The sequence below is a fragment of the Mangrovibacter sp. MFB070 genome (assembly GCF_000705335.1).
Taxonomy (GTDB): Bacteria; Pseudomonadota; Gammaproteobacteria; order Enterobacterales; family Enterobacteriaceae; genus Mangrovibacter; species Mangrovibacter plantisponsor.
Genome location: NZ_JJMI01000003.1, coordinates 1 through 24689, shown reverse-complemented (window position 1 = coordinate 24689; position 24689 = coordinate 1). Strand labels below are relative to the sequence as shown.

At 52.3% G+C, this 24689-nt stretch carries 17 protein-coding genes, 1 tRNA gene, 2 rRNA genes and 1 riboswitch; of the genes, 5 read left to right on the top strand and 15 right to left on the bottom strand.

Going from position 1 to position 24689, the window contains the following annotated elements; all coding sequences use genetic code 11:
• Window positions 1-179: 179 nt before the first annotated feature.
• The 5 genes from DT73_RS01585 to kduI form a co-directional block, all read right to left on the bottom strand.
• A complete protein-coding gene (locus DT73_RS01585; protein ID WP_200874762.1) occupies window positions 180-983 on the bottom strand; it encodes an IclR family transcriptional regulator in 804 nt (267 codons plus the stop codon).
• A gap of 71 nt (window positions 984-1054) precedes the next feature.
• Window positions 1055-2362 (bottom strand): TRAP transporter large permease, encoded by a 1308-nt coding sequence (locus tag DT73_RS01580; RefSeq protein WP_036102964.1) that lies wholly within the window; start codon window positions 2360-2362, stop codon window positions 1055-1057.
• A gap of 3 nt (window positions 2363-2365) precedes the next feature.
• Entirely contained in the window at window positions 2366-2875 is a 510-nt protein-coding gene (locus tag DT73_RS01575; RefSeq protein ID WP_036102962.1) for a TRAP transporter small permease, read from the bottom strand.
• A gap of 62 nt (window positions 2876-2937) precedes the next feature.
• Window positions 2938-3927 (bottom strand): TRAP transporter substrate-binding protein, encoded by a 990-nt coding sequence (locus DT73_RS01570; RefSeq protein WP_036102961.1) that lies wholly within the window; start codon window positions 3925-3927, stop codon window positions 2938-2940.
• A 60-nt stretch (window positions 3928-3987) separates the two neighbouring features.
• Complete coding sequence (gene kduI, locus DT73_RS01565) at window positions 3988-4836, bottom strand: 5-dehydro-4-deoxy-D-glucuronate isomerase (RefSeq protein ID WP_036102957.1); 849 nt, start codon at window positions 4834-4836, stop codon at window positions 3988-3990.
• Between the two features lie 311 nt (window positions 4837-5147).
• A riboswitch (Lysine riboswitch) is annotated at window positions 5148-5341 on the top strand.
• A gap of 154 nt (window positions 5342-5495) precedes the next feature.
• Here kduI and lysC point away from each other — a divergent pair.
• Together lysC and panS are read left to right on the top strand one after the other, a co-directional pair.
• Complete coding sequence (lysC, locus tag DT73_RS01560; protein ID WP_036102955.1) at window positions 5496-6857, top strand: lysine-sensitive aspartokinase 3; 1362 nt, start codon at window positions 5496-5498, stop codon at window positions 6855-6857.
• 126 nt (window positions 6858-6983) lie between these two features.
• Window positions 6984-7916, top strand: a complete 933-nt coding sequence (gene panS, locus DT73_RS01555) for a ketopantoate/pantoate/pantothenate transporter PanS (RefSeq protein ID WP_036102953.1) — start codon at window positions 6984-6986, stop codon at window positions 7914-7916.
• 60 nt (window positions 7917-7976) lie between these two features.
• On the opposite strand, the gene DT73_RS01550 is transcribed toward panS, so the two are convergent.
• Together DT73_RS01550 and DT73_RS01545 are read right to left on the bottom strand one after the other, a co-directional pair.
• Window positions 7977-9605, bottom strand: a complete 1629-nt coding sequence (locus tag DT73_RS01550) for a Na/Pi cotransporter family protein (protein WP_036102952.1) — start codon at window positions 9603-9605, stop codon at window positions 7977-7979.
• Window positions 9606-9764: 159 nt separating this feature from the next.
• Window positions 9765-10724 (bottom strand): LysR family transcriptional regulator, encoded by a 960-nt coding sequence (locus DT73_RS01545; RefSeq protein ID WP_036102950.1) that lies wholly within the window; start codon window positions 10722-10724, stop codon window positions 9765-9767.
• Window positions 10725-10805: 81 nt separating this feature from the next.
• Here DT73_RS01545 and DT73_RS01540 point away from each other — a divergent pair, with 81 nt between their 5' ends.
• Both DT73_RS01540 and DT73_RS01535 read left to right on the top strand, forming a co-directional pair.
• A complete protein-coding gene (locus DT73_RS01540; RefSeq protein WP_036102948.1) occupies window positions 10806-11627 on the top strand; it encodes an MBL fold metallo-hydrolase in 822 nt (273 codons plus the stop codon).
• Between the two features lie 3 nt (window positions 11628-11630).
• Entirely contained in the window at window positions 11631-12971 is a 1341-nt protein-coding gene (locus tag DT73_RS01535) for an amidase (RefSeq protein WP_036102940.1), read from the top strand.
• 130 nt (window positions 12972-13101) lie between these two features.
• On the opposite strand, the gene metH is transcribed toward DT73_RS01535, so the two are convergent.
• A complete protein-coding gene (gene metH, locus DT73_RS01530; RefSeq protein WP_036102994.1) occupies window positions 13102-16785 on the bottom strand; it encodes a methionine synthase in 3684 nt (1227 codons plus the stop codon).
• A gap of 197 nt (window positions 16786-16982) precedes the next feature.
• Here metH and iclR point away from each other — a divergent pair, with 197 nt between their 5' ends.
• Entirely contained in the window at window positions 16983-17816 is an 834-nt protein-coding gene (iclR, locus tag DT73_RS01525; protein WP_036102933.1) for a glyoxylate bypass operon transcriptional repressor IclR, read from the top strand.
• Here the strand turns inward: iclR and aceK are convergent.
• The 7 genes from aceK to rrf (DT73_RS01485) form a co-directional block, all read right to left on the bottom strand.
• Window positions 17813-19591, bottom strand: a complete 1779-nt coding sequence (aceK, locus tag DT73_RS01520; protein ID WP_036102931.1) for a bifunctional isocitrate dehydrogenase kinase/phosphatase — start codon at window positions 19589-19591, stop codon at window positions 17813-17815. The genes iclR and aceK overlap by 4 nt on opposite strands.
• Before the next feature lie 90 nt (window positions 19592-19681).
• Window positions 19682-20989 carry an isocitrate lyase gene (gene aceA, locus DT73_RS01515; protein WP_036102929.1) on the bottom strand — a complete coding sequence of 436 codons (1308 nt, stop codon included), beginning with the start codon at window positions 20987-20989 and terminating at the stop codon, window positions 19682-19684.
• 102 nt (window positions 20990-21091) lie between these two features.
• Window positions 21092-22690, bottom strand: coding sequence for a malate synthase A (gene aceB, locus DT73_RS01510; protein WP_036102926.1), 1599 nt, complete (start codon window positions 22688-22690; stop codon window positions 21092-21094).
• Window positions 22691-22942: 252 nt separating this feature from the next.
• Window positions 22943-23872, bottom strand: a complete 930-nt coding sequence (gene metA, locus DT73_RS01505) for a homoserine O-succinyltransferase (protein WP_036102924.1) — start codon at window positions 23870-23872, stop codon at window positions 22943-22945.
• A gap of 379 nt (window positions 23873-24251) precedes the next feature.
• A 5S ribosomal RNA gene (gene rrf / locus DT73_RS01495) occupies window positions 24252-24367 on the bottom strand.
• A gap of 34 nt (window positions 24368-24401) precedes the next feature.
• Window positions 24402-24477: transfer RNA gene (locus DT73_RS01490), tRNA-Thr, on the bottom strand.
• 36 nt (window positions 24478-24513) lie between these two features.
• Window positions 24514-24629 (bottom strand): 5S ribosomal RNA (gene rrf, locus DT73_RS01485).
• Window positions 24630-24689 lie beyond the last annotated feature (60 nt).

The window sequence follows — 24689 nt, the reverse complement described above, 5'->3', positions numbered from 1 at the left end:
GTCATAGCATGATGTTACCCATAACATTTGATGTATTTCAGTTTCCTGGTAGTTTTCATCAGGCACACAGAGCCCATGTTGCACATTCTGGGGCAAAAAAAGCGGGGAGAGAGAATCAGAGAAGTGCCAGCCCACGGGGAATAGCCGCAAAACTGGCACAGAAATGTTACCAGTATCGGCTAACAGGGGCTGCTTTCGCTGCTGTCACAGCGTGAAATGATGTGCTGGCTGAGTTGGCTGGCGACCGCCAGCAATGCCTGCCGGGTGTGCTCAATATCTTCTACCGGGTGGTGTACAGTGCGGGTATTCAGGGTCATATAGGGCACGGTTATCACGGCCAGCAAATCCCCTCGTGCGCCAAACACTGGTGCACTGATGTTCGTAACCCCGGATATTTGCGGGCTTTCCCCCTGGTAGTACCCTTGTTCAATAGTGGTCGCTATCTGGCTGCGGGCATAGGCCACCTGTTCATCTGTGGCGTCGTCCAGCGCAATCATACGCTGGCGCTCACTCTCTTCACTGTAACTCAACAGCACAATCCCTGAACCAGAAGCGCAGATATCCAAATGAGCACCGGTACGCAGGCTGAACCCCATTTTATACGGGCTTTCCTGGCGGGCGATAACCACCAGTTGGCCATTACTGTACTGGCTGAGGTGGCAAGACTGGTTTACTTGCAGGCACAGTTGCTCCATCAGGCTGCCTGCCCGTTTGAGCAACATGGCAACCGGTGGGTGTTGGTTAGACAGGGTAAACATTTTGAGTGTCAGGACGTAACCTGACACATCTTCTTTATAATCAATGTAATGCTGTTCCTGCAGCACCGAGAGCATGCGGAAAATTTCATTGACGCTGCGGTTCAGCCGTTCAGCAATTTGCTTTTTGGTTAATGGCTCATCCTGTGCGGCCAGCAACTCAAGGATAGCCAGCCCTTTTTCAAGGGCGGGAGCACGGTACTCTGTCGTCATAATCTTGGGGGTCACAGGCGAAAAATCGTTAACAGGAACAGACTTTAACCTGGTGGCACACAAGAACAAAGTGCCACCAGGCGCGCTTATTTAATCAACCCCATCAGTTGGGGCACTGTCATAGAAATGGCCGGGATGTAAGTCACCAGCATCAAGACGCCGACTATCACCACGAAGAATGGCAGCAGAGTTTTCACCACCGCATCAATGGATATTCCGCTAACTTTACACCCGGTAAACAGAATCGGCCCGACAGGTGGCGTAATGGTCCCGAGCGACAGGTTAAACACCAGCAGGATGCCAAACTGTACCGGATCCATCCCCAGCCCGGTGCAGATGGGCAGAAAGATAGGTGTAAAGATCAGTACCGCAGGGGTGGGATCCATAAAAGTACCCACGAACAGCAATACGATATTAATGATCAGCAAAATAATGATGGGGTTACTGGTCAGTGAGAGGAGCGAGTCCGCAATCATGCCAGGGATCTGAGTAAACGCCATCACCCAGGACATAATCGACGATGTTGCCAGCATAAAGATAACAATTGCCGACATCTTTGCTGTACTCAGAAAAATAGCCGGTAACGTTCTGACATCCAGAGAGCGGTAGCACAGGCTCAAGAACAGTGAATATACAACGGCAATAGCCGAGGCTTCTGTTGCCGTAAATACGCCACCCAGAATCCCGCCTATCACCACCACAATCATGGATAAACTGGGAATAGCGTCCACCGCCACTTTCAGGCATTCCCGCAATGACATGGTGTGGCGCAATACGTAACCCCGGCGCTTTGCCATAAAGCCCGCCACCAGCATCACACCAAGCCCCCACAAAATACCGGGGACATAGCCGCCCATAAACAGCGCGGAAATCGACACACTCCCGGCCACTGTTGCGTAGACAATCAGCGTGTTACTGGGTGGGATCAACATGCCCGTTGGTGCAGATGCAATATTCACTGCGGTACTGAACGCCGGGTCATAGCCTTCTTTGCGCTGAATCGGCGACATAATGCCACCAACCGCCGCGGCTGATGCCACACCTGAGCCGCTAATCGAGCCAAACAACATATTGGAGACAATATTGGTTTGCGCCAGTGAACCGGGCAAAAAGCCGCTGAAAATTTTGGAGAAATTGATCAGCCGAATAGCTATCCCACCGTTATTCATAATGTTGCCTGCCAGAATAAAGAAGGGAATAGCCAGCAGTGCAAACGAATCAAGGCCAACGAAAATACGCTGGGCAGAGGTAATCATCGCGCCTTTCATGGGCAAAATAGCCAGCATTGCCCCAAACGAAGAAATCCCCACACTAATACTGATAGGCGCACCAATAACCAGGAAAAACACAGTGCCACAAAACATGATTAATGCTGCAATCAGGGCTATATCCATTGTTTATTCCTCCCCGCCTGGTGCACTTTTCAGCGTATTCAGGCGCCGGAACAGGTGAATTTCGTTGTACAGGAAATAGAAAATAATCAGCCCGCCACTCAATGGAATGGCGCTGTAGATGTACCCCATGGGAATTTGCAGGGCGGAATCCAGTTGCCACATTTGCCGCAACACGGTGTGGTAGCCGCCAATTATCATGATGGTGAAAGTAAAAACAGCGATAGCCAGTTCGGTAAACATGTCAGTAATAATTTTCACCCGTGGGGAAAACTTATCTTTAATAAAGCTGATAGCCATATGTTCACGCAGCCCAAACACATAAGCGCTGCCAAACAAAATGAGCCAGATAAACAGGTAGCGCGATAATATTTCGCTGACAGCGCTGGGGCTGTTAAATAAATAACGGGTAATTACCTGCCAGGTGATCAGCACTGTCATCAGGCCGACAATGCCGATACAAACCCAGGCGACGAAGGTATCAAGGTATTTTTTGAACGTCTCGAGCACCGCCATGGCTTATGTTCCTTTGTCGATAACGGCAACCCGGCAAGCGCTGGCTTACCGGGCGAGGGAGTTTACTGAAGTGCGACAACTTTTTCGTAGAGCGCTTTTTGTTCCGGTGTTTTCACCAGTTCAGTTTGCAGAGCTTTGCAACTTTCCTGGAACGGCTGGATATTCACTTCATTGAATTTCGCGCCCTTTTCTTCCGCTACTTTTTTGGCCTGCTCAATCTGCTCAGCCCACAGGCGGAATTCGGTCAGCGTGCTTTCTTTTGCCAGCTTGCGTAACGTTTCCTGATCCTGTTTTGACATGCTTTCCAGGAAATCAGTACTGACTACAACCAGGTCCGGCACCATCAGGTGGCGTGTGGCAGAGAAATAAGGCGCAACTTCATACTGCTTCAGGTCGGCATAGGTGATTTCATTGTTTTCTGCACCATCCAGTACGCCCTGTTGAATTGCGGTGTAGACTTCGCTCTGGCTCATAGGCACACCAGTGCCGCCCATACAGGTCAGCATTTTCAGCATGGTGTCAGACTGCATGACACGAATTTTCTTCCCTTTCATATCAGCCGGGGTATTTACCGGGCCAGCTTTGGTGTACATGCTGCGCGCCCCGGCGGTATAGGCGGTTAACACCGTAAAGCCGAAACGGGAGGTGGAAGCAAATAACGGGTCCAGCACACCGGAGGTAAAGACTTTTTCCTGGTGAGCCGGGCCGCTGTAGATATACGGCAGGCCAATCACGGTAAAGGTTTTATCGTAATTCTCCGCCAGAGGGTTCGCGACTACCGCCATTTGCACTGCGCCGTTTTGCACTAATTCCAGCGCGGCACGCTGATCACCCAATAATTCGTTAGGGAAGATATTCAGCTTGTAACGCCCCTCGGTTTGTTGCGCCAGCTTATCGCCCAGCTCTTTCAGTGCCAGGTACTGAGGGTGCTTATCCGACTGGTTAAAGGCGGCTTTAATCTCTTTTGCGGCATGCGCCAGAGAAGAGACGCTCAACAGGCCACTTAATACCGAACACAGCGCCAGGCGTTTAAAGGTCGTTTTCGTCAACATAATCGGGTCTCCATCAGAGGTTTTAATCAGTCATTCACTGTTATTTTGTTATCTGCGTTCTCAGCGCAGGTCCGTCATTGCAACAAAATCCATGTCATCGAAGGTTTGGTTTTCACCCGCCATTCCCCACACAAAGCTGTACTGCCGGGTGCCGCAACCAGAATGAATCGACCAACTGGGTGACAGCACCAGTTGTTTGTTACGCACCACCAGGTGGCGGGTTTGCTGGGGTTCGCCCATAAAGTGGAATACCACCTGGTCCGGCGCCATGTTGAAATACAGGTAAGCTTCCATACGGCGTGCGTGGGTGTGTGCTGGCATGGTGTTCCACACATTACCCGGGCGCAGATGGGTAATGCCCATGCAAAGCTGGCAGGTGGTGAGCACTTCCGGGTGTAGGTATTGGGTCAGTAGGCGCAGGTTGGCATTTTGCTGGCTGCCCAGTTCCACCTGGCGCGCCTCTTCACGTTTGATAATGCGGGAAGGCCAGGTGTGATGTGCAGGCGCACTCAGGCAGTAAACCGCGGTTTCTGTTTGTGGGTCTTCGCTAAGGGAACGAAAGCTCACTGCCTGTGTGCCCATCCCCAGATAGAGCCCGTCAAGGTACTCCAGTTGGTAGCTGTCACCTTCGTTGCATGTTACTTCAACCGGCCCCCCCAGATTCACCAGGCCCATTTCCCGGCGGGCAAGAAAAAAAGGCGTACCAAACGCTTTGGTATCAATCACTTCATCCAGTGCCAGTGGTGTTGCTTGTGGGCAAACACCAAGCGCCACCACCCGGTCGATATGGCTGTACACCACATTAATTTCACCGGGGGTGAACAGAGATTCAGTAAGAAACGTGTCACGCAGCCGCTCGCTGTCGTAAGCGCGGACATCATCAGGATGGGTATTCCAGGTTGTTTTCATCGGGGGTCTCCTTGGTTGAATTCCAGTGTAAAAACTATTCATAGGTGATCAACAAGATTCATATATGAATAATCAAACCTGTGAATCCCGGCCCTATTTTTAATAGCCAGAAAAAACACATAGTGCTGTTGATAAAACAAACAGGAATAACGACCGGCCTGAAGAGCAAAACAACCCGGTTAAAAATACGGAGGGAGCACTTCTGAATGGCGAGTTATGCGGCAGAATGAAAAATCCGCAATTAAAGAGCGTTGACAATGTTCGCCGAACGAATTATTTCTATTAGCGCTACTTATACGAAGTGATTCGTGTAAGCCAGAAGAGGCGCGCCGCCCAGGTATTATGTCTGAGTAACCAGTACGCAGATGGCATAAGAGGGGGAGCGGCGCCGAGGTAACACGTATCTGGTCGTACGCGTTATCGGCTGCAGGGGCTGAATCCCCTGGGTTGTCACCAGAAACGTCCGGCAGTCGTTCGTTTCGCAAGGTGGGGCGCTTCTGGGTGTATCGTAGTGCTTGTTTTAACCTGTCTACGTCTCCCGTTTATCGCTCTTCCCTTGTGCCAAGGCTGATGAAATACCCACGGCTTCCTGTTTAGTCCACATGGAGTGCCGGGTATAAAGATATTGCCACCCCAAGTGGCCCTGACACGAGGTTATAATGACTCACGCACTTTCCCAGACAGTGGTTGCCAAATTCGGTGGTACCAGTGTCGCTGATTTCGATGCCATGAATCACAGCGCAGATGTCGTGCTGGCAAATAAACAGGTACGCCTGGTTGTTTTGTCTGCGTCTGCTGGCGTCACCAACTTACTGGTTGCCTTGTCTGAAGGCCTGGAAGCGACAGAACGTTTTGTTAAGCTGGATGCCATTCGTAAGATTCAATACGACATTCTTGAGCGCCTCGCCAACCCGCTGGTCATTCGTGAAGAGATAGATCGCCTGCTCGAAAATATTACCACTCTTGCCGAAGCTGCCTCACTGGCAACATCCAACGCGCTTACGGATGAACTGGTCAGCCATGGTGAGTTGATGTCCACGCTGTTATTTGTGGAAGTATTGCGGGAACGTGGTGAAGAAGTGCAATGGTTTGATGTGCGTAAAATTATGCGTACCAGTGACCGGTTTGGTAAAGCCGAACCCGATATCGCGGCACTGGCAGAACTGGCACAAACCCACTTGCAGCCTCGCCTGGTTGAATCACTGGTTATTACTCAGGGTTTTATTGGCAGTGAGGCCAAAGGCCGTACCACTACACTTGGCCGTGGCGGCAGCGACTACACAGCCGCACTGCTTGGTGAAGCACTGCATTTAAGCCGGGTGGATATCTGGACTGATGTCCCCGGCATTTACACTACCGACCCGCGTGTTGTGCCTGCGGCGAAACGCATAGATGAAATTGCGTTTGAAGAAGCCGCCGAAATGGCGACTTTCGGTGCCAAAATACTGCACCCGGCAACTTTACTGCCTGCAGTACGCAGTGAAATCCCGGTGTTTGTTGGTTGCAGTAAAGACCCATCGGCTGGCGGTACCATGGTCTGCGGCACAACCGAAAACCCCCCGTTGTTCCGCGCGCTGGCACTGCGCCGCCGCCAGACATTACTCACCTTACACAGCCTGAGCATGCTGCATTCCCGTGGTTTTCTGGCTGAGGTATTTACTATTCTGGCGCGCCATAATATTTCGGTCGATTTAATTACCACATCTGAAGTCAGCGTAGCTATCACGCTGGATACCACCGGTTCAACTTCAACCGGTGATTCTCTGTTAACCACCGCGCTGCTGACCGAATTGTCGTCATTATGCCGGGTAGAAGTTGAAGAGAACCTGGCGCTGGTGGCATTGATTGGCAATGAGTTGTCTAAAGCCTGCGGTGTTGGTAAAGAGGTATTTGGTGTTCTGGAACCTTTCAACATTCGCATGATTTGCTATGGTGCCTCCAGCCATAACCTGTGCTTCTTGGTGCCAGGCGATGAAGCCGAAGATGTGGTGCGCAAACTGCACCGTAATCTTTTCGAATAAACCCCAGGTTCAACCCGCTATTGTTCCCAGGGCGCATCAGCGCCCTGTTTGTTACTGAATGGCGGCAAAAACATCAGAAACACCCAATAAAAACACTATAAACACAACAACCTGCAAGGAAAAACCATGTTAACCGTTCTAACGCGGCTGTTCCCACTTTGGGCCGTACTGCTTTCTGTTATGGCGTATTACACGCCCACCACTTTCACGCCCATTGGCCCCTGGGTCACTACGTTGTTAATGCTGATTATGCTCGGCATGGGCGTGCACCTGAAGGTGGATGATTTTAAACGTGTGCTGTCACGCCCTGCCCCGGTTGCTGCCGGGATTTTCCTGCATTACCTGGTTATGCCACTGGCCGCCTGGGGACTGGCAAAACTGTTTCATATGCCACCTGACCTGGCTGCCGGGATGATTCTGGTTGGCAGTGTTGCCAGTGGTACGGCTTCGAATGTCATGATCTTTCTGGCAAAAGGCGATGTGGCGTTGTCTGTCACTATTTCGTCTGTTTCCACTCTGGTGGGCGTATTTGCCACACCGTTGCTCACCCGGCTGTATGTCGCGGCCGATATTCAGGTGGATATCGCTGGCATGCTGCTGAGTATTCTGAAAATTGTCATCATCCCGATTGCACTGGGCCTGGTGATTCACCACACTCTGCCCCGGCTGGTGAAAGCCGTTGAGCCCTGGCTGCCCGCGTTCTCAATGGTGTGTATTCTCGCCATTATTACTGCAGTGGTGGCAGGTAGCGCGGCAAATATAGCCTCGGTTGGCCTGGTGGTGATTGTGGCAGTTATTCTGCATAACGCGATTGGGTTATTAGGCGGTTACTGGGGCGGGCGGCTGTTTGGCTTCGACGAATCCACCTGCCGTACCCTGGCGCTGGAAGTTGGCATGCAGAACTCTGGCCTGGCTGCGGCGCTGGGGAAAATTTACTTTACCCCGCTGGCTGCGTTGCCCGGCGCTCTGTTTTCCGTGTGGCATAACCTGTCCGGGTCGTTGCTGGCGGGTTACTGGTCCGGAAAGCCGGTCAAACAGAAAACAGAAGCCCCAAAATAACCCCGATTTCCGGGGCTGTTGTTGAGTTACTCGCCAGGCGCAATATGGCCTGGCGGGCAATTAACTCTCTTCACGCTCGTCGTCGTCAGGTTGTTCCAGCACCGTGTACGCCACCGCACAGAACAATGAGTTCAAACGCCGCATATCCCCCAACAAACCAAGGTGCAGTGAACTGGTTTCAATGCTTTGCACGTTTTGCTCATGCAGGCGGTTAACATGGGCATGAGAATAGCGGCGAATCATGATCCGCAAGCGGTGTTTGTGCCTGCGCAAACGCCGGGCGCTGGACACATCCCCTGAATAAAATACTGAAACCCCCAGTTTGAGGTTCTCTTCCAGTTGGTTTATCAGGCTGTCCAGCTCTTCCATACCTTGTGGCGAGAATGCCCGCCGGGCAGACAACGATTTATCTGCCACCTCAATCCCCATGCGTTCAATAATTTCAGCAGACTGCTGCAGGTTCATGGATGTTTCAATGATATGCGCCCAACGCCGGGATTCCTCTTCGGCCAGCTCATCCCGCGGAATACGGGCTAAATACAGCTTGATGGCGTTATGCAGAACATCGACCTCTTCCGCCTGGTTACGCAATATCTTTTCCAGCCGCGGTTCGCCTTTCAGTTCTCTTTGCCACAAAGCGAGCATTTGTTCCACACGGTCGCCCATGCGCAGGGTTTCCCGCGAAGCATTCGCTAGCGCCAGCGCTGGGGTGCTCAGGGCGGAGCTGTCCAGGTGCTTCGGCCGCACACTGTTATCCAGCTCCGGAGGCGATTTCACCAGCGTACTGCACAACCGCGCCATGCTGTCCACGAAAGGCAGCATCGCCAGGCAACGAATCAGGTTGTAAAACACATGGAAGTAAATGATCAGTTCTGAATCAGACACTGGCAGGTGCTGCATTCCCCGGGCAAGGACATGCACAAAGGGCAGTACCAACAGGCTGCCAATCAGTTTGAATAACAGGCTCCCCAGCGCAACCCGGCGTGCAGCGGGTACGGCGGCACTGTTGTTAATCACCGCCAGAATGCCGGAACCCAGGTTTGAACCAATCACCAGACAAAGCCCGACCGGGAAAGCGATAACGCCTGTTGCGGTTAATGTGGCAGTCAGCAATACTGCCGCCAGGCTGGAGTAACTGATAATCGCAAACACCGCGCCAATTAACGCATCCAGCAAGATATCGCCGGTCAGCGAGGCGAAAATCACTTTGACGCCATAGGCCTGAGTAATAGGTGTGGCCGCCTGCACAATCAACTCCAGTGCCAGCAGAATCAGCCCAAGGCCAATCCCCACCCGCCCCAGTTGCCCGGCCCGTGTTTGTTTACGGCCAAGGAAAAAGATAACGCCAATAAAGATCAGTAACGGTGACAGCCAGGAAAGGTCAAATGTCAGAATTCGTGCCATCAGCGCGGTCCCAACATCGGCTCCCAGCACAATGACCAGTGCAGGTGCCAGGGCCACCAGGTTCTGTGAAACGAACGATGTCACCAGTAACGTTGTTGCGTTGCTACTTTGCACCAGGGCTGTAACACCAATACCGGCGCAAAACGCCATGGGTTTACGTGAAATACTGCCACTGAGCACACTGCGTAAACGCGCGCCAAACACGCGCATCACGCCGGTTCGCACAATATGTGTTCCCCATACCAGCATGGCAATCGCCGAAAGCAAATGAAGTAATGTCAGCAAAGGCACTCCTTTTTTATTGTCAGCCGGGGTTTATACCCACCGGTCTTGTACCATTTCATAGCAACCTGATTAATCAGTATATGTGCTGGCTTGTAAAGAAAAGACAAGGGGCAAAAGCATGGGCAGACGTGCCTGGCTTTGCCCTCCCCCGCAGGCCTGCTAACCAGGCCTGGTGACTCGTGCGCTCTGTGCCGCGAGTTTACTGGTAATGCATTCTTGCACCGTAGTGCGCAGCCAACGGCTGGCCGGGTCTTCGTGGCGGGCGTTATGCCACAACAGCGACAACGTATAATCCGGCATGTTTACTGGTACCGGAGCCGCCTGCAGGCCATATAACTCACACCATGAATGAACCAGCCCTTGTGGGACTGTGGCGAACAGCGGCAAACGGCGCAGCAACAACGGTAGTGCAGAAAAATTCGGCGTGACGTAACGTACACGGCGCGCCCGGCCCCGTTGTTGTAGCTCGCTATCCAGCGCACTTTCACTGGCTCCACGGTACGACACCAGCACATGCTCATAACGCAGAAAGGTGTCCAGCGTTAACGGCGCATGGCAGGGAATTTGCCGGTAATCCCACAGGGTAGAAAAACCGGCGCTGGCGATGTTCTCACGGGTGAGATCCCTGCTGGTTTCATTGCCCACCGTTACCGCCAGGTCTGCCTGTTGCTGCTCCATTAATGGCACCGCCTGCCAGGGGTCAGTTGCCACTACTTTAATAGTAATATGGGGTGCGCAGGCCGATAGCTCCGCCACAAGTTCTGGCATTAACCAGTGCTCTACCCAGTCGCTCATGCCAATGGTAAAGCTGCGCGCATCACTCGCCGGGTCAAAGTGTTCTGGCGTGAAGATAGTGCGGTGCAAACCCTGCATCAGCGGCGCAAACTGCTTAACCAGGTGTTCAGCCCGTGGTGTGGGAGACATTCCCTGTGAGGTGCGCACAAACAGCGGGTCATTAAACATGTCCCGCAATCTTTTTAGTGCCGCACTCACCGCGGGCTGGCCTAAATACAGCTGGTTGGCCGCCTGAGTAACGCTGCGCACCCGGTACATCACCAGCAAAACAACCAGTAAATTTAGATCAATACGCGAAAAATCACTTTCATTGATGCTTTCCATAAATTTAATCAATTTAATTAATTATATTCAGGAAAGTATAGTCAGGCGCTCTGGTTTTCACCATAAAGTAAGGGGCCTGTTATGACTATCCAAATTGGTAACTGTGTGATTCAAAAAGTCACAGAACAAACGGCGGCGTTTCCTTGCGCTACGTTGTTTGCGGCACACAGTGGCGAGATGAGCACCCAGTTAGTACAACAGCCTGCGGATATTTCCATTCACAGCTGGCTGGTGCGCAGTGGCAGCCATACTGTTGTGGTTGATACCGCAACGGGGAACGGGCGCGACCGGAATAACAACCCACTATTCCACCAGTTGCAAACGCCTTACCTGGACAACCTGGAACAAACCGGCATCACTCCGGAAGAAGTCACGCTGGTGATGATGACCCATGTGCATACCGACCATGTTGGCTGGAATACCCGCCTGCAAGACGGGAAATGGCAGCCAGGGTTCCCCAATGCACGTTATGTTTGCTCTGCAACTGAGCTGGCGCATGTGCAGAACAACCCGGCAGCTCAGGCGTTGTACCACGACAGCATTCTGCCCCTGCTGGAGAGTGGCCAGTTGGATGCCGTGGATGTACGCGAAGATACGTTGTTTGCCGGGGTACTGCGTTATACCTCAACGCCGGGCCACAGTGTGGATCATGCATCCATTGTGCTGGAAAGTGCCGGTGAACACGCGATTTTTGCCGGTGATGTTATGCACCACCCCATTCAGTTTCAGCACCCTCACTGGAACTCCCGGTTTTGTGAAGATCTCCCGCAAGCCATTGCCTCACGCCAACGTGTTATAGACTGGTGCGCAGAACATCAGGCAATCTGGTTCAGTTCACACTTTGCCGGCAGTTCATGTGGGCGCGTAACACCTGGCCGGCAATGGCTACCTTTGGAGGTGTAATTCATGCAGTACACTGACTACCTGGCTGCGTCACTCAGCGAGTTACAACAAGCACTGGCAGAAAAAACGGTGACCGCCGTCGAACTGGCAGAATTTGCACTCAGGCGCATTACTGAGGCGGACAAATCACGTTATAACGCCATCACCTGGCTATTCGCTGATGAAGCCCTGGCCGCGGCACAGGAAAGTGACAGACGGCGACAGCACGGTGGGCATACAGGCCGTCTGGCCGGTATTCCGGTGCTTATCAAAGATAATATTGAAGTAAAAGGCTGGCCCACCAGTGCAGGTTCCGTGGTGATGCGTGAAGTCATCGCCACACAGGACGCGCCACTGGTACAGACATTGCGTAATGAAGGCGCGATTTTAATAGGCAAAACCGCTATGCATGAACTGGCTGCCGGAATAACCGGAGCCTCTTCGCTGAGTGGATTCACCCATAACGCGTGGGTTGAAGGGTTATCGCCAGGTGGCTCCAGTAGCGGCTCTGCCGTTGCTGTTGCCGCAGGCTATGTCCCCCTGGCAATAGGTACGGACACTGCGGGTTCGGTTCGTATTCCTGCGGCATTTAATGGCCTGCCGGGGCTGCGTATGACGCGAGGAGCACTGAGCACGCAGGGTATCGTGCCACTGTCGCCAACTCAGGATATCCCCGGGCCGCTGGCTCGTTCAGCGCAAGATTTACGCCTGGCAACCGAGATACTGAGTGGCAGGGTGTTTGCAGAACCTAATGAATCTTTGCGGATTGGCTTCTGGCAGGAAGGTTTTGCTCCACAGGAAACAGAAATAAACCAGTGTGTGCGTAAAGCTCTGGCCCCGTTTATGCCACAGGATGTGAGCTGGCCGCAACTGGCAAGCCTGGCCGCAGAGGCGAATATTATTGCCTGGGAATTTGCTGATGCACTGGCAGGCTGGCTGGTCGATAAACCCCAGGCAAAGTACCACACGCTCCCCGAAATAGCGGCCTCGGGCCTGTACCACCCACAACTGGAAACGGTACTGAAAACCCGTGCACAGCACCCAGGCACAGACAGCGATTCTTACCCGCAAGTGCAACAGCGCCAGGAAGCGCTTTACCTACAACTGGAGCAGTTTTTTACCCACCAACAGATTAACTTGCTGGCGTTTCCTGTAGTGCGGCACCCGCCTGTCAGGCTGGGTGAACTCCAGGAAGGCAGCAACGCGTTGATCTCTGCAGTGACCGGCGCACCAGCAATCAGCCTTCCGGCTGGCCTGAGCACTGCTGGTTACCCAATAGGTGTAGAGCTGCTGGCCCTAAGAGGGCGTGAAGATTTGTTGTTACAGGCAGCAGAAGAGATTGAGCGGGCCACAGGACACATCTGAAAACAGCCGAAGCTTTGGTGTAACGGTTCATGAATATTGAGCACCGGGAATGATGCAAAAAATAAAGCGAGCAGTATGCAACATACCACTCGCTTTAATTCGGAATAGCCAGTTCAATTACTCGGCAATACTAATCTGCATCGTAACCTAAGTTCGGGGCCAGCCAGCGCTCAACTTCTTCAACAGACATATTTTTACGCCGGGCATAATCTTCCACCTGGTCACGCTGAATTTGGGCAACAGCAAAATACTTGCTATCCGGGTGGCTGAAATACCAGCCTGAAACAGAAGCTCCCGGCCACATGGCGTAAGATTCTGTGAGTTTCATTCCAGTGTGGGTTTCAACATCCAGGAGTTCCCAGATAGCGGCTTTCTCAGTATGCTCCGGGCAGGCAGGGTAACCCGGTGCCGGGCGAATACCGCGGTAGTTTTCCCGAATTAACTCTTCGTTACTCAGGTTCTCTTCCGGTGCATAACCCCAGTACACTTTGCGCACGCGTTCATGGAGATATTCGGCAAAGGCTTCCGCCAGGCGGTCAGATACCGCTTTCACCATGATTTTGTTGTAGTCATCATGCTGTGCGTCAAAGGCCGCGGCCAGTGCATCTTCTTCCAGCCCGCCGGTTACAGCAAAAGCGCCCAGGTAATCTGCTTTACCACTGGATTTCGGTGCCACAAAGTCTGCCAGGCAATAGTTGGCGAAACCGGTTTTTTCTGTTTGCTGGCGCAAATGGTGGCTGACTACTTTTACTGAGGAGCGGCTTTCATCGGTATAGATTTCAATGTCGTCCCCAACCCGGTTTGCCGGGAACAGGCCAACTACACCACGTGGTGTCAGGGACTTATCTGCCACCAGCTTATCCAGCATGTCGTTGGCATCTTTAAACAGGCGCTGCGCTTCTTCGCCCACCACTTCATCTTCCAGAATGCGGGGATATTTACCGGCCAGCGACCAGGTCATGAAGAAAGGCGTCCAGTCGATATAGTTACGCAGCGTATCGATACCCACGCTGACAGGCTGAACCCCCAAACGGTGAGCAACAGGCGGCGTATACAATTCCCAGTCAAAAGCGAGGTCGTTTTCCCGGGCTGCAGCCAGGGTCACCGGCGGTGTGCGGGGCTTTTTGCGGCCATGCTGGATACGCACAGTTTCGTACTCTTTACGCACCCGGGCCACAAAGTCGCCATACTGGGTGGCGGAAAGCAGTGATGAAACCACCCCAACAGTGCGGGACGCGTTCTGTACATAGACCGTTGGCCCACTGTAGTTTTGCTCAATTTTAACCGCAGTGTGCGCTTTGGATGTTGTCGCGCCGCCAATTAGCAGCGGGATGGTGAACCCCTGGCGCTCCATCTCTTTTGCCACATTCACCATTTCATCCAGTGACGGGGTTATCAGCCCGGATAAACCAACAATATCGGCATTCTGTTCGCGTGCTGTTTTCAGAATTTTTTCTGTCGGCACCATTACGCCTAAGTCGATGATTTCGTAGTTATTACACTGCAACACCACACCAACGATATTTTTACCGATATCGTGCACATCACCTTTAACCGTTGCGAGAACGATTTTCCCGTTACTGGTACCGGCCTGTTTGCTGGCCTGAATGAAAGGTTCAAGATAGGCGACAGCCTGTTTCATTACCCGGGCAGATTTCACCACCTGCGGCAGGAACATTTTGCCTTCACCAAATAAGTCACCCACCACATTCATGCCAGACATTAACGGGCCTTCAATAACTTCAATAGGCCGGTCGGCATTCTGGCGTGCTTCTTCTGTATCCTGCTCAATAAACTCGGTAATACCTTTAACCAGGGCGTATTCCAGGCGTTTCACCACTTCCCAACTGCGCCACTCAGCCTGTTGGGCATTGGCGCTGTCATCGGTTTTACTGCCACGGTATTTTTCGGCTAATTCCAGTAAACGCTCGGTGCTGTCGTCGCGCCGGTTCAGTACCACATCTTCCACGGCGTCACGCAGTTCAGCAGGGAGATCGTCGTAAATTGCCAGTTGCCCGGCATTCACAATCCCCATGTCCATGCCGTTACGAATGGCGTAATAGAGGAACACGGCGTGAATAGCTTCACGCACCGGGTCATTGCCACGGAAAGAGAACGAAACGTTGGAAACACCGCCAGAGATCAGGGCGTGAGGCAATTCGCGTTTGATGTCTTCACAGGCACCGATAAAATCCAGTGCATAGTTATTGTGCTCTTCAATCCCGGTGGCAACGGCAAAAATATTCGGGTCGAAAATAATGTCTTCCGGCGGGAACCCCACCTGCTCAGTGAGGATTTGGTAAGCCCGGCGGCAGATTTCAATCTTACGTTCGCGGGTATCGGCCTGGCCGGTTTCATCAAAGGCCATCACCACCATAGCCGCACCGTAACGGCGTACCTGGCGGGCGTGTTCAATGAAGATGTCCACGCCTTCTTTCATGGAGATAGAGTTGACAATGCCTTTGCCCTGAATGCATTGCAGGCCTTTTTCAATAACTGACCATTTGGATGAGTCAATCATGATAGGTACCCGGGCAATATCGGGCTCACCGGCAATCAGGTTCAGGAAGCGCACCATGGCCGCTTCGGCATCCAGCATGCCTTCGTCCATGTTGATGTCGATGATTTGTGCGCCGTTTTCTACTTGCTGGCGCGCAACATCCAGTGCTTCACCGTATTTCTCTTCTTTGATAAGCCGTTTGAATTTAGCGGACCCGGTGACGTTGGTGCGCTCACCCACGTTCACAAACAAGGTTTCCGGGCCAATATTAAGCGGCTCAAGGCCGGATAACCGGCAGTTTACCGGCAGCGACGGGCGCTTACGCGGCGCAACGCCGGAAACGGCTTCATGCATGGCCGCAATATGTTCAGGTGTGGTGCCGCAACAACCCCCGACAATGTTGAGGAAACCAGCCTGTGCCCATTCTTTTATCTGGCGAGCCATTTCAGCGGCATCTAAATCATATTCACCAAACGCATTGGGCAACCCGGCATTCGGGTGTGCGGTGACATAACATTCTGCAATACGGGATAACTCAGCGACATACTGGCGAAGTTCATCCGGCCCCAGGGCGCAGTTCAGGCCAAAAGAGAGCGGTGAAGCATGGCGCAGGGCATTGTAAAATGCTTCGGTCGTCTGGCCTGATAAAGTACGGCCCGAGGCATCGGTAATTGTGCCGGAAATCATGATGGGCAATTCAACGCCCAGCGCTTCAAACTCGGTTTCTACGGCATAAATCGCGGCTTTCGCATTCAGCGTATCGAAGATGGTTTCAACCAGAATCAGGTCTGCACCGCCGTTAACCAGCGCCCGGGTAGATTCACGGTAGGCGTCCACCAGCTGATTAAAGGTGATATTACGAAAAGCCGGGTCGTTAACATCAGGCGAGATAGACGCGGTACGGTTTGTCGGGCCAAGCACCCCGGCGACATAGCGCGGTTTTTCTGGTGTGCGGGCTGTCCACTCATCAGCACACTGGCGAGCCAGGCGAGCCGCCTCATAGTTAATTTCTGCCGAAAGGGACTCCATCTGGTAATCAGCCATCGCAATGGTCGTGGAGTTGAAGGTATTGGTTTCAACAATATCTGCGCCCGCAGCAAAATACGCGTTGTGGATATCAGCAATCAGCGCCGGACGGCTCAATACCAGCAGGTCGTTGTTGCCTTTGACATCGCAGGGCCAGTCGGCAAAGCGCTCGCCCCGGTAATCCTGTTCTTCCAGACGGTGGCTCTGGATCATGGTACCCATACCACCATCCAGGATAAGAATGCGTTTTTCTAACGCCTGATGAAGTGTTTCGACCTGCTTGCTCACTCTGACTCCCAACTTCTGATTAACGCGGTGCTGCTGGCGAAAAGACCAGCAGACCATACTGGCACAAGTTGTGTCAGGGGAAAAGTAGCCAGACATGAGACATGTTCAGGTTGATAATATCTGGCAGTTTTTTTTCAGTTGCATTATCGTTAAATAAAACGAAAACAATTTCCACGATACAGAAACAGGAGGCCATCATGGCAACAGCGGTTCCGGCAAAACGCGGGAAGAAACCCCGTTCTGCAGCGGCAGCTCCCGCTCCAGCAACCGGCCAGGTGCAGTCCCTTACGCGCGGTTTAAAACTGCTGGAGTGGATAGCGGAGTCAGGAAGCAATGTGGCGCTGACAGAGCTGGCTCAGCAGGCTGGTTTGCCAAACTCCACCACGCACCGCCTGCTAACTACATTACAACAACAGGGTTTTGTTCGCCAGGTAGGTGAATTAGGCCACTGGGCGATTGGCGCACATGCGTTTATTGTTGGCAGCAGTTTTTTGCAGAGCCGCAACCTGCTGGCCATTGTTCACCCGGAACTACGCAAGCTGATGGAAGCATCCGGAGAAACCGTTAACCTGGCTGTGCTGGATATGAGCGACCACCAGGCCATTATTATTGACCAGGTACAGTGCACGCAGTTAATGCGGATGTCGGCCCCTATTGGTGGGAAACTGCCGATGCATGCTTCCGGCGCAGGTAAGGCGTTCCTGGCTAATTTAAATGAAGACCAGGTTTCCGGGTTACTGCACCGCCAGGGGCTGCACGCCTATACGCCCGCAACACTGACATCCCCGGTACTGCTGAAAGAGGACCTGCTGCAAATCCGCAAGCGGGGCTACTCGTTCGATGACGAAGAGCATGCACTGGGCCTGCGTTGCATTGCCTCCTGCCTGTATGATGAACACAAAGAGCCGTTTGCCGCGATTTCGATTTCCGGCCCGATATCCCGGATTACCGACGACCGCGTCACTGAGTTAGGCGCAATGGTGATTAAAGCCACGCGCGAGCTGACACTGGCGTGGGGCGGGCAGCGCTAGGCTGCCCTTTCATTTTTTCGTGGCGGTGTGTGCGGGCTTTCCACTGCATCGCCATAGCGCTGGTTAAAGCGCTGTTTACGCCGGTAAGCATAGACATCTTCCACATGGCCTGAGCGGATCCGCGCCTGCAGGGTACGCCAGTATTCAGCCCTGAATAAATCCCCGTGCATTTCATCAAACAATGGCCCAATGCGCGGGTCAACACATAACCAGTGGCGGAATTCCTCCGGGAAAACATCCCCCGGAGAAACGCTATACCAGGGCTCACCTGACAGTTCATCTTCCGGATAACGGGCCGGGGGAATATCCCGGAAATTCACTTCGGTCATGTAGCAAATTTCGTCGTAGTCATAAAACACGACGCGCCCGTGGCGGGTGACGCCGAAGTTTTTAAACAGCATATCGCCGGGGAAAATATTCGCGGCAGCCAGTTGGCGAATCGCGTTACCGTACTCTTCTATTGCATCCCGCAGGGCCTGGCCTTCCACTTGTTCCAGCCAAATATTCAGCGGCACCATACGGCGTTCAATATACAGATGCTCCAGGATGATGTTGTTCCCCTCTTCGGTGACTTTTTTGGGGGCTTCTTCCCGCAGTAATTGTAATAACGCCGAGCTTATCTGGCGTTTATCGATAACGAAATTTTCAAAGGCCTGGGTATCGGCCATGCGCCCGACTCTGTCATGTTCTTTTACCAGTTGGTAGCAGGCGCGTACCCGCTCTTCATTCACCTCTTTCTGGGGAGCAAACTGGTCTTTAATCACTTTAAACACCCGGTCAAACCCCGGTAAGGTGAACACCAGCATCACCATTCCTCGCACACCCGGAGCCTCGATAAACTGCTCGCTGGTGTGGTTCACATACTCCAGGTATTCGCGGTAGCTTTCTGTTTTACCGTGTTTCTGGCAGCCTATCGCCATATAGAGTTCAGCCGTGGTTTTGCCCGGCAAAATTCCGCGCAGCCACTCGACTAACGCCGCAGGCAGTGGTGCATAAACCATGAAATAAGAACGTGCGAAGCCAAAAACAATACTGGCATCGCCCGGGTTGGTCAGGCAGGTATCAATGACCAGTTGCCCGTCTGGTGTACGGTGTATGGGTAATAGAAATGGCAAGATATCCCCACCGGGTTGTACCAGTTTTGCCACCAGCCACGCGGCTTTATTGCGGTAAAACAGTTCTGTCGCGACATCCAGCGAGCACCCTGCCAGCACCTCTTCCCCTAATGTTTCCCGCAAATGACGCAGAATGTAGCCCACATCCCGTGGCAAGTTTTGCCAGGGCAGGCGTAAAGGTAAGTCAGTTAATAAGGTGGTGAGCAGTGCCTGCCAGCCATGATGGGGAATGCACTGTTTCGCCAGTGGGCGTGGATTTGGCCGAAAACGTTGTGGCGGCTGGGAACTGAAAATAAACAGGCGATCAGGCGTGAGAGAACGGTGCTCGAACAGGCGGCAGTAAACAGAGTTAAAGAAGCTTTCAGCTATTTCAAACCGTGGGTAGTCTGGCAACAATGCGGTGTACTCTTTTTTTACCCGCAACAGAAATGCGCTGTCTGTGGCTTTGCCTTCAGTAATACAGCGTAACTGCTCAACCACCAGCCCGACATGGTGGTCGTATAAGTTAATTCGCTGTTTCATCGCCTGTTGAACCGCCTGCCAGTCGGCCTGTTCAAAGCGCTGCTGTGCCCCGGAGGTCACTTCAAGAAAACGGCCATATTGCGCGTCAAAACCTTGCAAAATGGTCTGTGCTATCAGCAATTCCAGCCCACGAGACATAAGTATCTCCTGATAAAAATAGCGCACAAAGAGAAATGCGGGTGAGCATCCTGCCCACCCGCACCGATTCCCGGAGGAAGTGACGGGAAATCAGAACTGTGCTTCTTCCGTTGAGCCAGTCAGTGCGGTCACAGACGATGCACCACCCTGAATAATGTTGGTTACTTTATCGAAATAGCCGGTGCCCACTTCTTGTTGGTGCGACACAAAGGTGTAACCCTCTTTACCAGCAGCAAATTCAGGTTGCTGTACTTTTTCCACGTAATGTTTCATGCCTTCGCCCTGAGCATAGGCATGGGCAAGGTCAAACATGTTGAACCACATGCTGTGGATCCCCGCCAGGGTAATGAACTGGAACTTGTACCCCATGGCGCTCAACTCTTCCTGGAAGCGGGCAATTGTGTTGTCGTCCAGGTTCTTTTTCCAGTTGAAGGAAGGCGAACAGTTGTAGGCGAGTAACTTGCCAGGGAATTGTGCGTGAATGGCATCGGCAAAACGGCGTGCCTGCTCCAGGTCTGGTGTAGAAGTTTCGCACCACACCAGGTCGGCATACGGTGCATACGCCAGGCCACGGCTGATAGCCTGTTCCACCCCTGCCTGGGTGCGATAGAACCCTTCGCTGGTGCGTTCGCCAGTAATAAATGTCTGGTCGTATGGGTCACAATCTGAGGTGAGCAAATCGGCGGCATCGGCATCTGTACGAGCAACCAGCAGAGTGGGCACGCCCATTACATCTGCAGCCAGGCGCGCGGCAACCAGTTTCTGAACCGCTTCCTGGGTGGGTACCAGCACTTTGCCACCCATATGGCCGCATTTTTTCACCGAGGCCAGTTGGTCTTCAAAGTGAACGGCCCCGGCACCTGCGGTAATCATCGATTTCATCAGTTCAAAGGCGTTAAGTACGCCACCAAACCCCGCTTCGGCATCCGCAACGATCGGCAGGAAGTAATCGATATAACGTGGATCTTCCGGATCGATACCCGCAGACCACTGAATTTGATCGGCACGGCGGAAGGTGTTGTTGATACGATCAACTACCGATGGCACCGAGTTCGCCGGGTAGAGCGACTGGTCCGGATACATGCTGGAAGCCAGGTTGGCATCGGCGGCGACCTGCCAGCCGGAAAGATAAACCGCTTCAATACCCGCTTTGGCCTGTTGTAATGCCTGGCCACCAGTCAGTGCGCCCAGGCTGTTTACATACCCTTTTTTGGATTCGCCATTAAGCAGACGCCACAGTTTCGCCGCTCCCAGTTGTGCCAGTGTGCATTCCGGATTCACGGAACCACGCAGTTTCACGACGTCTTCAGCACTATAAGGGCGGCGGATGCCTTCCCAGCGCGGTTGTTGCCATTCTTGTTCTAATTGTTTGATTTGTTGGGTACGGGTAAGGGTCATTTGCAGTGCTCCATTTGTCTTGTTTACCTGGCAAACCAGGTGCAATTTGTTACAGCGATTTCGCCTCATTAGGTTTGTTCGCCGCCAGCAATTCAGAGGCGGTCAGGCCAGTAAGCGGTAGCCTGGCAACGTCAGGAAGTCGATCAGCTCATCTGATGTGGTGATTTGTTCCATCAGCCGGGCGGCTTCATCAAAGCGCCCTTGTGAGAAGCGCTGGTCACCCAGTTCTTCCTGAATCACTAACATCTCTTCGGCAAGCATCTGGCGGAACAGGTCTTTGGTTACGGGCTGGCCGGTGCTCAGGGTTTTCTCATGGTGAATCCACTGCCAAATTGAGGTACGGGAAATTTCTGCCGTTGCTGCATCTTCCATCAGGCCATAAATCGGGACGCAACCGTTGCCGGAGATCCAGGCTTCGATGTACTGCACAGCCACGCGAATATTGGCGCGCATGCCTTCTTCGGTACGTGCTCCCGGGCAGGGCTCGAGCAGTTGTTCTGCGGTGATGGGCTCGTCCTGTTCGCGGGTGATAGCGAGCTGGTTGCGGTTGCCACCCAGCACGTTGTCAAAGACCGCCATAACGGTGTCTGCCAGGCCCGGGTGAGCAATCCAGGTGCCATCATGCCCGTTGGTGGCTTCCATCTCTTTGTCTGCTTTGACTTTGTTCAACACCCAGTTGTTGCGTTCGCTGTCTTTACTGGGAATAAATGCCGCCATGCCGCCCATGGCAAAAGCGCCGCGCCGGTGGCAGGTTTTAATGAGCAGGCGGGAATAGGCACTCAGGAATGGTTTATCCATCGTGACTCTTTGGCGGTCTGGCAACACGCGGTCCGGGTGGTTTTTCAGGGTTTTGATATAACTGAAAATGTAGTCCCAGCGGCCACAGTTCAGGCCAACAATGTGGTCACGCATCGCATGGAGAATTTCATCCATCTGGAAAACAGCCGGAAGCGTTTCAATCAGCAATGTGGCTTTAATGGTGCCGCGCGGCAGTGAGAAGCGGTCTTCCGTATAACTGAATACTTCGCTCCACCAGGCCGCTTCCTGCCAGCTTTGAGTTTTTGGCAGGTAGAAATAAGGCCCACTACCTTTCGCCAGCAACGCTTCGGCGTTGTGGAAAAAGTAGAGCGCAAAATCGAACAGGCTGCCCGGAATCGCTTCGCCGCGCCAGGTGACATGTTTTTCTGGCAAGTGCAGGCCTCTGACCCGGCAAATCAGTACCGCCGGGTCGGGCTTAAGTTGGTAGATTTTGCCATTCTCATTGGTCCAGGTGATTGTGCCATTGATAGCATCACGCAGGTTGATTTGCCCTTCGATAACTTTTTCCCAGGAGGGCGCCAGTGAGTCTTCGAAGTCTGCCATAAAGACTTTGACGTTGGCATTGAGTGCGTTGATCACCATTTTGCGTTCAACGGGGCCGGTAATTTCTACGCGGCGGTCCTGCAAATCTGCCGGAATTCCACGGATTACCCAGTCAGAATTTCTTATGGAAGCAGTTTCCGAAATAAAATCAGGCAGCTTTCCGTTATCAATTTCCTGCTGAACTTTAACCCGCTCAGCCAGCAAATCATTACGTTGATCCGTGAATGTACTCACCAGATCGTTGAGAAAGGCCACGGCATCTGGCGTTAATACCTGTCTTTCCTTTTCAGTAAATTGCTGATTAAAAATAATTTCTTCTGTTATCGTTGGTTGTGTCATGTCACTGTCCTCCGGATTTTGCCTTGCCAACGCGCTCCCATGAAGGGTGAGAAGCACTGTTGTGTACTTTTCACCCAGCAAGAATAAGCCTAATCCAGTTTTATATAAAATCAAAAACAATTTCCATTTTTGATTTTATTTTAATTTAACTCATTGTTTAATAATGAATTAAATTTATTAATATGCAGGAAGTGAATTTCATAAATAAAAAAGGCACCCGAAGGTGCCTGATAACATGCTGAAACGCTTTAGTTAATCGAGCGTTGGATTCATATGGCTCAGATCATATGGCGTTATCTGGTAAACGAAGTAGTTCAGCCAGTTGGTGATCAACAGATTACCGTGGCTACGCCAGGTAGCACGGGGTTTATTTTGTGGATCGTTGTTGGGGAAATAGTTGTGCGGTATTACCGGCGCGATCCCGGCTTCAATGTCACGAAAATATTCGTTTGCCAGTGTCGCGGCATCGTATTCTGGGTGGCCAGTAACAAATGCAAGGCGCTTATCACGGCTGGCAAACAGGTAAGCATCTCCACCTTCAGATTCGGCAAAAATATCCAGGTCGGTATAGTCACGAATCATTGATGCCGGGAAGTCAGCATAGCGTGAGTGTGGTGCCAGAAATGAATCATCAAACCCTCGCGTCAGCAGAGCGTGGGGTTGCAGAATATGGTGTTCATATACACCAGACAGCTTTTCTTCGCGTGTCTGTTTCGGGATATTGTAGAGGATATTAAGTGCTGCCTGTACCGCCCAACAGACAAACAAGGTAGAGGTAACATGCTCTCTTGCCCACTCCAGGACCTGTTTGATTTGCGGCCAGTATGCCACATCATTGAATTCTACCAGGCCAAGAGGTGCACCGGTGACAATCAGGCCATCGTAGTTGTCGTGGCGTATATCCTCAAAATCACAATAGAAGTTATTGAGGTGTTCTACCGGTGTATTACGGGATTCCCGGTGATCGATACGTAATAACTGGATATCCAGCTGCAGCGGTGAGTTGGAGAGTAAACGCAAAAACTGGTTTTCCGTTTCGATCTTCTTCGGCATCAGATTAAGAATCAAAACCTTAAGTGGCCTGATTTCCTGTCCTCGTGCACGTGATGATGTCATCACAAATACATTTTCATTCCGCAAGAAGTTAACTGCTGGTAACTCATCAGGCACCCGAATTGGCATAACCTTATATCCTCACTGCATACGTTTAAACGTTTAGACATCCAGACAGCCAACAATAACCAGGATTGAGGAAAATGTCGAGTCTGCATCCAGAAGGTGAAAATGTTTCACGACTGTGCGCGGGTAGCACGGCTTATGTGTTCAAAATATATACTGATGCATTTATCAGAAAAGTAAAATACCTACTAAGGATGTGCAGTGCAGTGTACCGGGTGAGTGTGGTGTGGGCGAGTATAGTGCGGGTTACAGGGGCCAGGCAGCGGCTGAAGCATGCCTGTATTCGCAGGACGGGAGGTGTATGGCTGCAGAATAACGGGCCGGATAAGGGCTTATAAAGCAAAAAACCCCCAGCTTTCGCTGAGGGTTCTTCTTAATTGAAGCCTGGCAGTTCCCTACTCTCGCATGGGGAGACCCCACACTACCATCGGCGCTACGGCGTTTCACTTCTGAGTTCGGCATGGGGTCAGGTGGGACCACCGCGCTCTTGCCGCCAGGCAAATTCTTTCTTTGCCGAACTCTACCGAATAACTGGTGCTGATACCCAGAGTCGAACTGGGGACCTCACCCTTACCAAGGGTGCGCTCTACCAACTGAGCCATATCAGCACAACAAAACCTGCTTTAGCAGGTTTTTAAATTGAAGCCTGGCAGTTCCCTACTCTCGCATGGGGAGACCCCACACTACCATCGGCGCTACGGCGTTTCACTTCTGAGTTCGGCATGGGGTCAGGTGGGACCACCGCGCTCTTGCCGCCAGGCATATTCTGTTTTATTCACCGCCTCACGGCCATGAACATTATCCGTTAACAAGCTAAAAA

Excerpts from the sequence above, each read along its gene's own strand:
- DT73_RS01580 (WP_036102964.1), bottom strand. The coding sequence starts at position 2,362 with ATGGATATAGCCCTGATTGCAGCATTAATCATGTTTTGTGGCACTGTG.
- DT73_RS01575 (WP_036102962.1), bottom strand. The coding sequence starts at position 2,875 with ATGGCGGTGCTCGAGACGTTCAAAAAATACCTTGATACCTTCGTCGCC.
- DT73_RS01570 (WP_036102961.1), bottom strand. The coding sequence starts at position 3,927 with ATGTTGACGAAAACGACCTTTAAACGCCTGGCGCTGTGTTCGGTATTA.
- kduI (WP_036102957.1), bottom strand. The coding sequence starts at position 4,836 with ATGAAAACAACCTGGAATACCCATCCTGATGATGTCCGCGCTTACGAC.
- lysC (WP_036102955.1), top strand. The coding sequence starts at position 5,496 with ATGACTCACGCACTTTCCCAGACAGTGGTTGCCAAATTCGGTGGTACC.
- panS (WP_036102953.1), top strand. The coding sequence starts at position 6,984 with ATGTTAACCGTTCTAACGCGGCTGTTCCCACTTTGGGCCGTACTGCTT.
- DT73_RS01545 (WP_036102950.1), bottom strand. The coding sequence starts at position 10,724 with ATGGAAAGCATCAATGAAAGTGATTTTTCGCGTATTGATCTAAATTTA.
- DT73_RS01540 (WP_036102948.1), top strand. The coding sequence starts at position 10,806 with ATGACTATCCAAATTGGTAACTGTGTGATTCAAAAAGTCACAGAACAA.
- DT73_RS01535 (WP_036102940.1), top strand. The coding sequence starts at position 11,631 with ATGCAGTACACTGACTACCTGGCTGCGTCACTCAGCGAGTTACAACAA.
- iclR (WP_036102933.1), top strand. The coding sequence starts at position 16,983 with ATGGCAACAGCGGTTCCGGCAAAACGCGGGAAGAAACCCCGTTCTGCA.
- aceK (WP_036102931.1), bottom strand. The coding sequence starts at position 19,591 with ATGTCTCGTGGGCTGGAATTGCTGATAGCACAGACCATTTTGCAAGGT.
- aceA (WP_036102929.1), bottom strand. The coding sequence starts at position 20,989 with ATGACCCTTACCCGTACCCAACAAATCAAACAATTAGAACAAGAATGG.
- aceB (WP_036102926.1), bottom strand. The coding sequence starts at position 22,690 with ATGACACAACCAACGATAACAGAAGAAATTATTTTTAATCAGCAATTT.
- metA (WP_036102924.1), bottom strand. The coding sequence starts at position 23,872 with ATGCCAATTCGGGTGCCTGATGAGTTACCAGCAGTTAACTTCTTGCGG.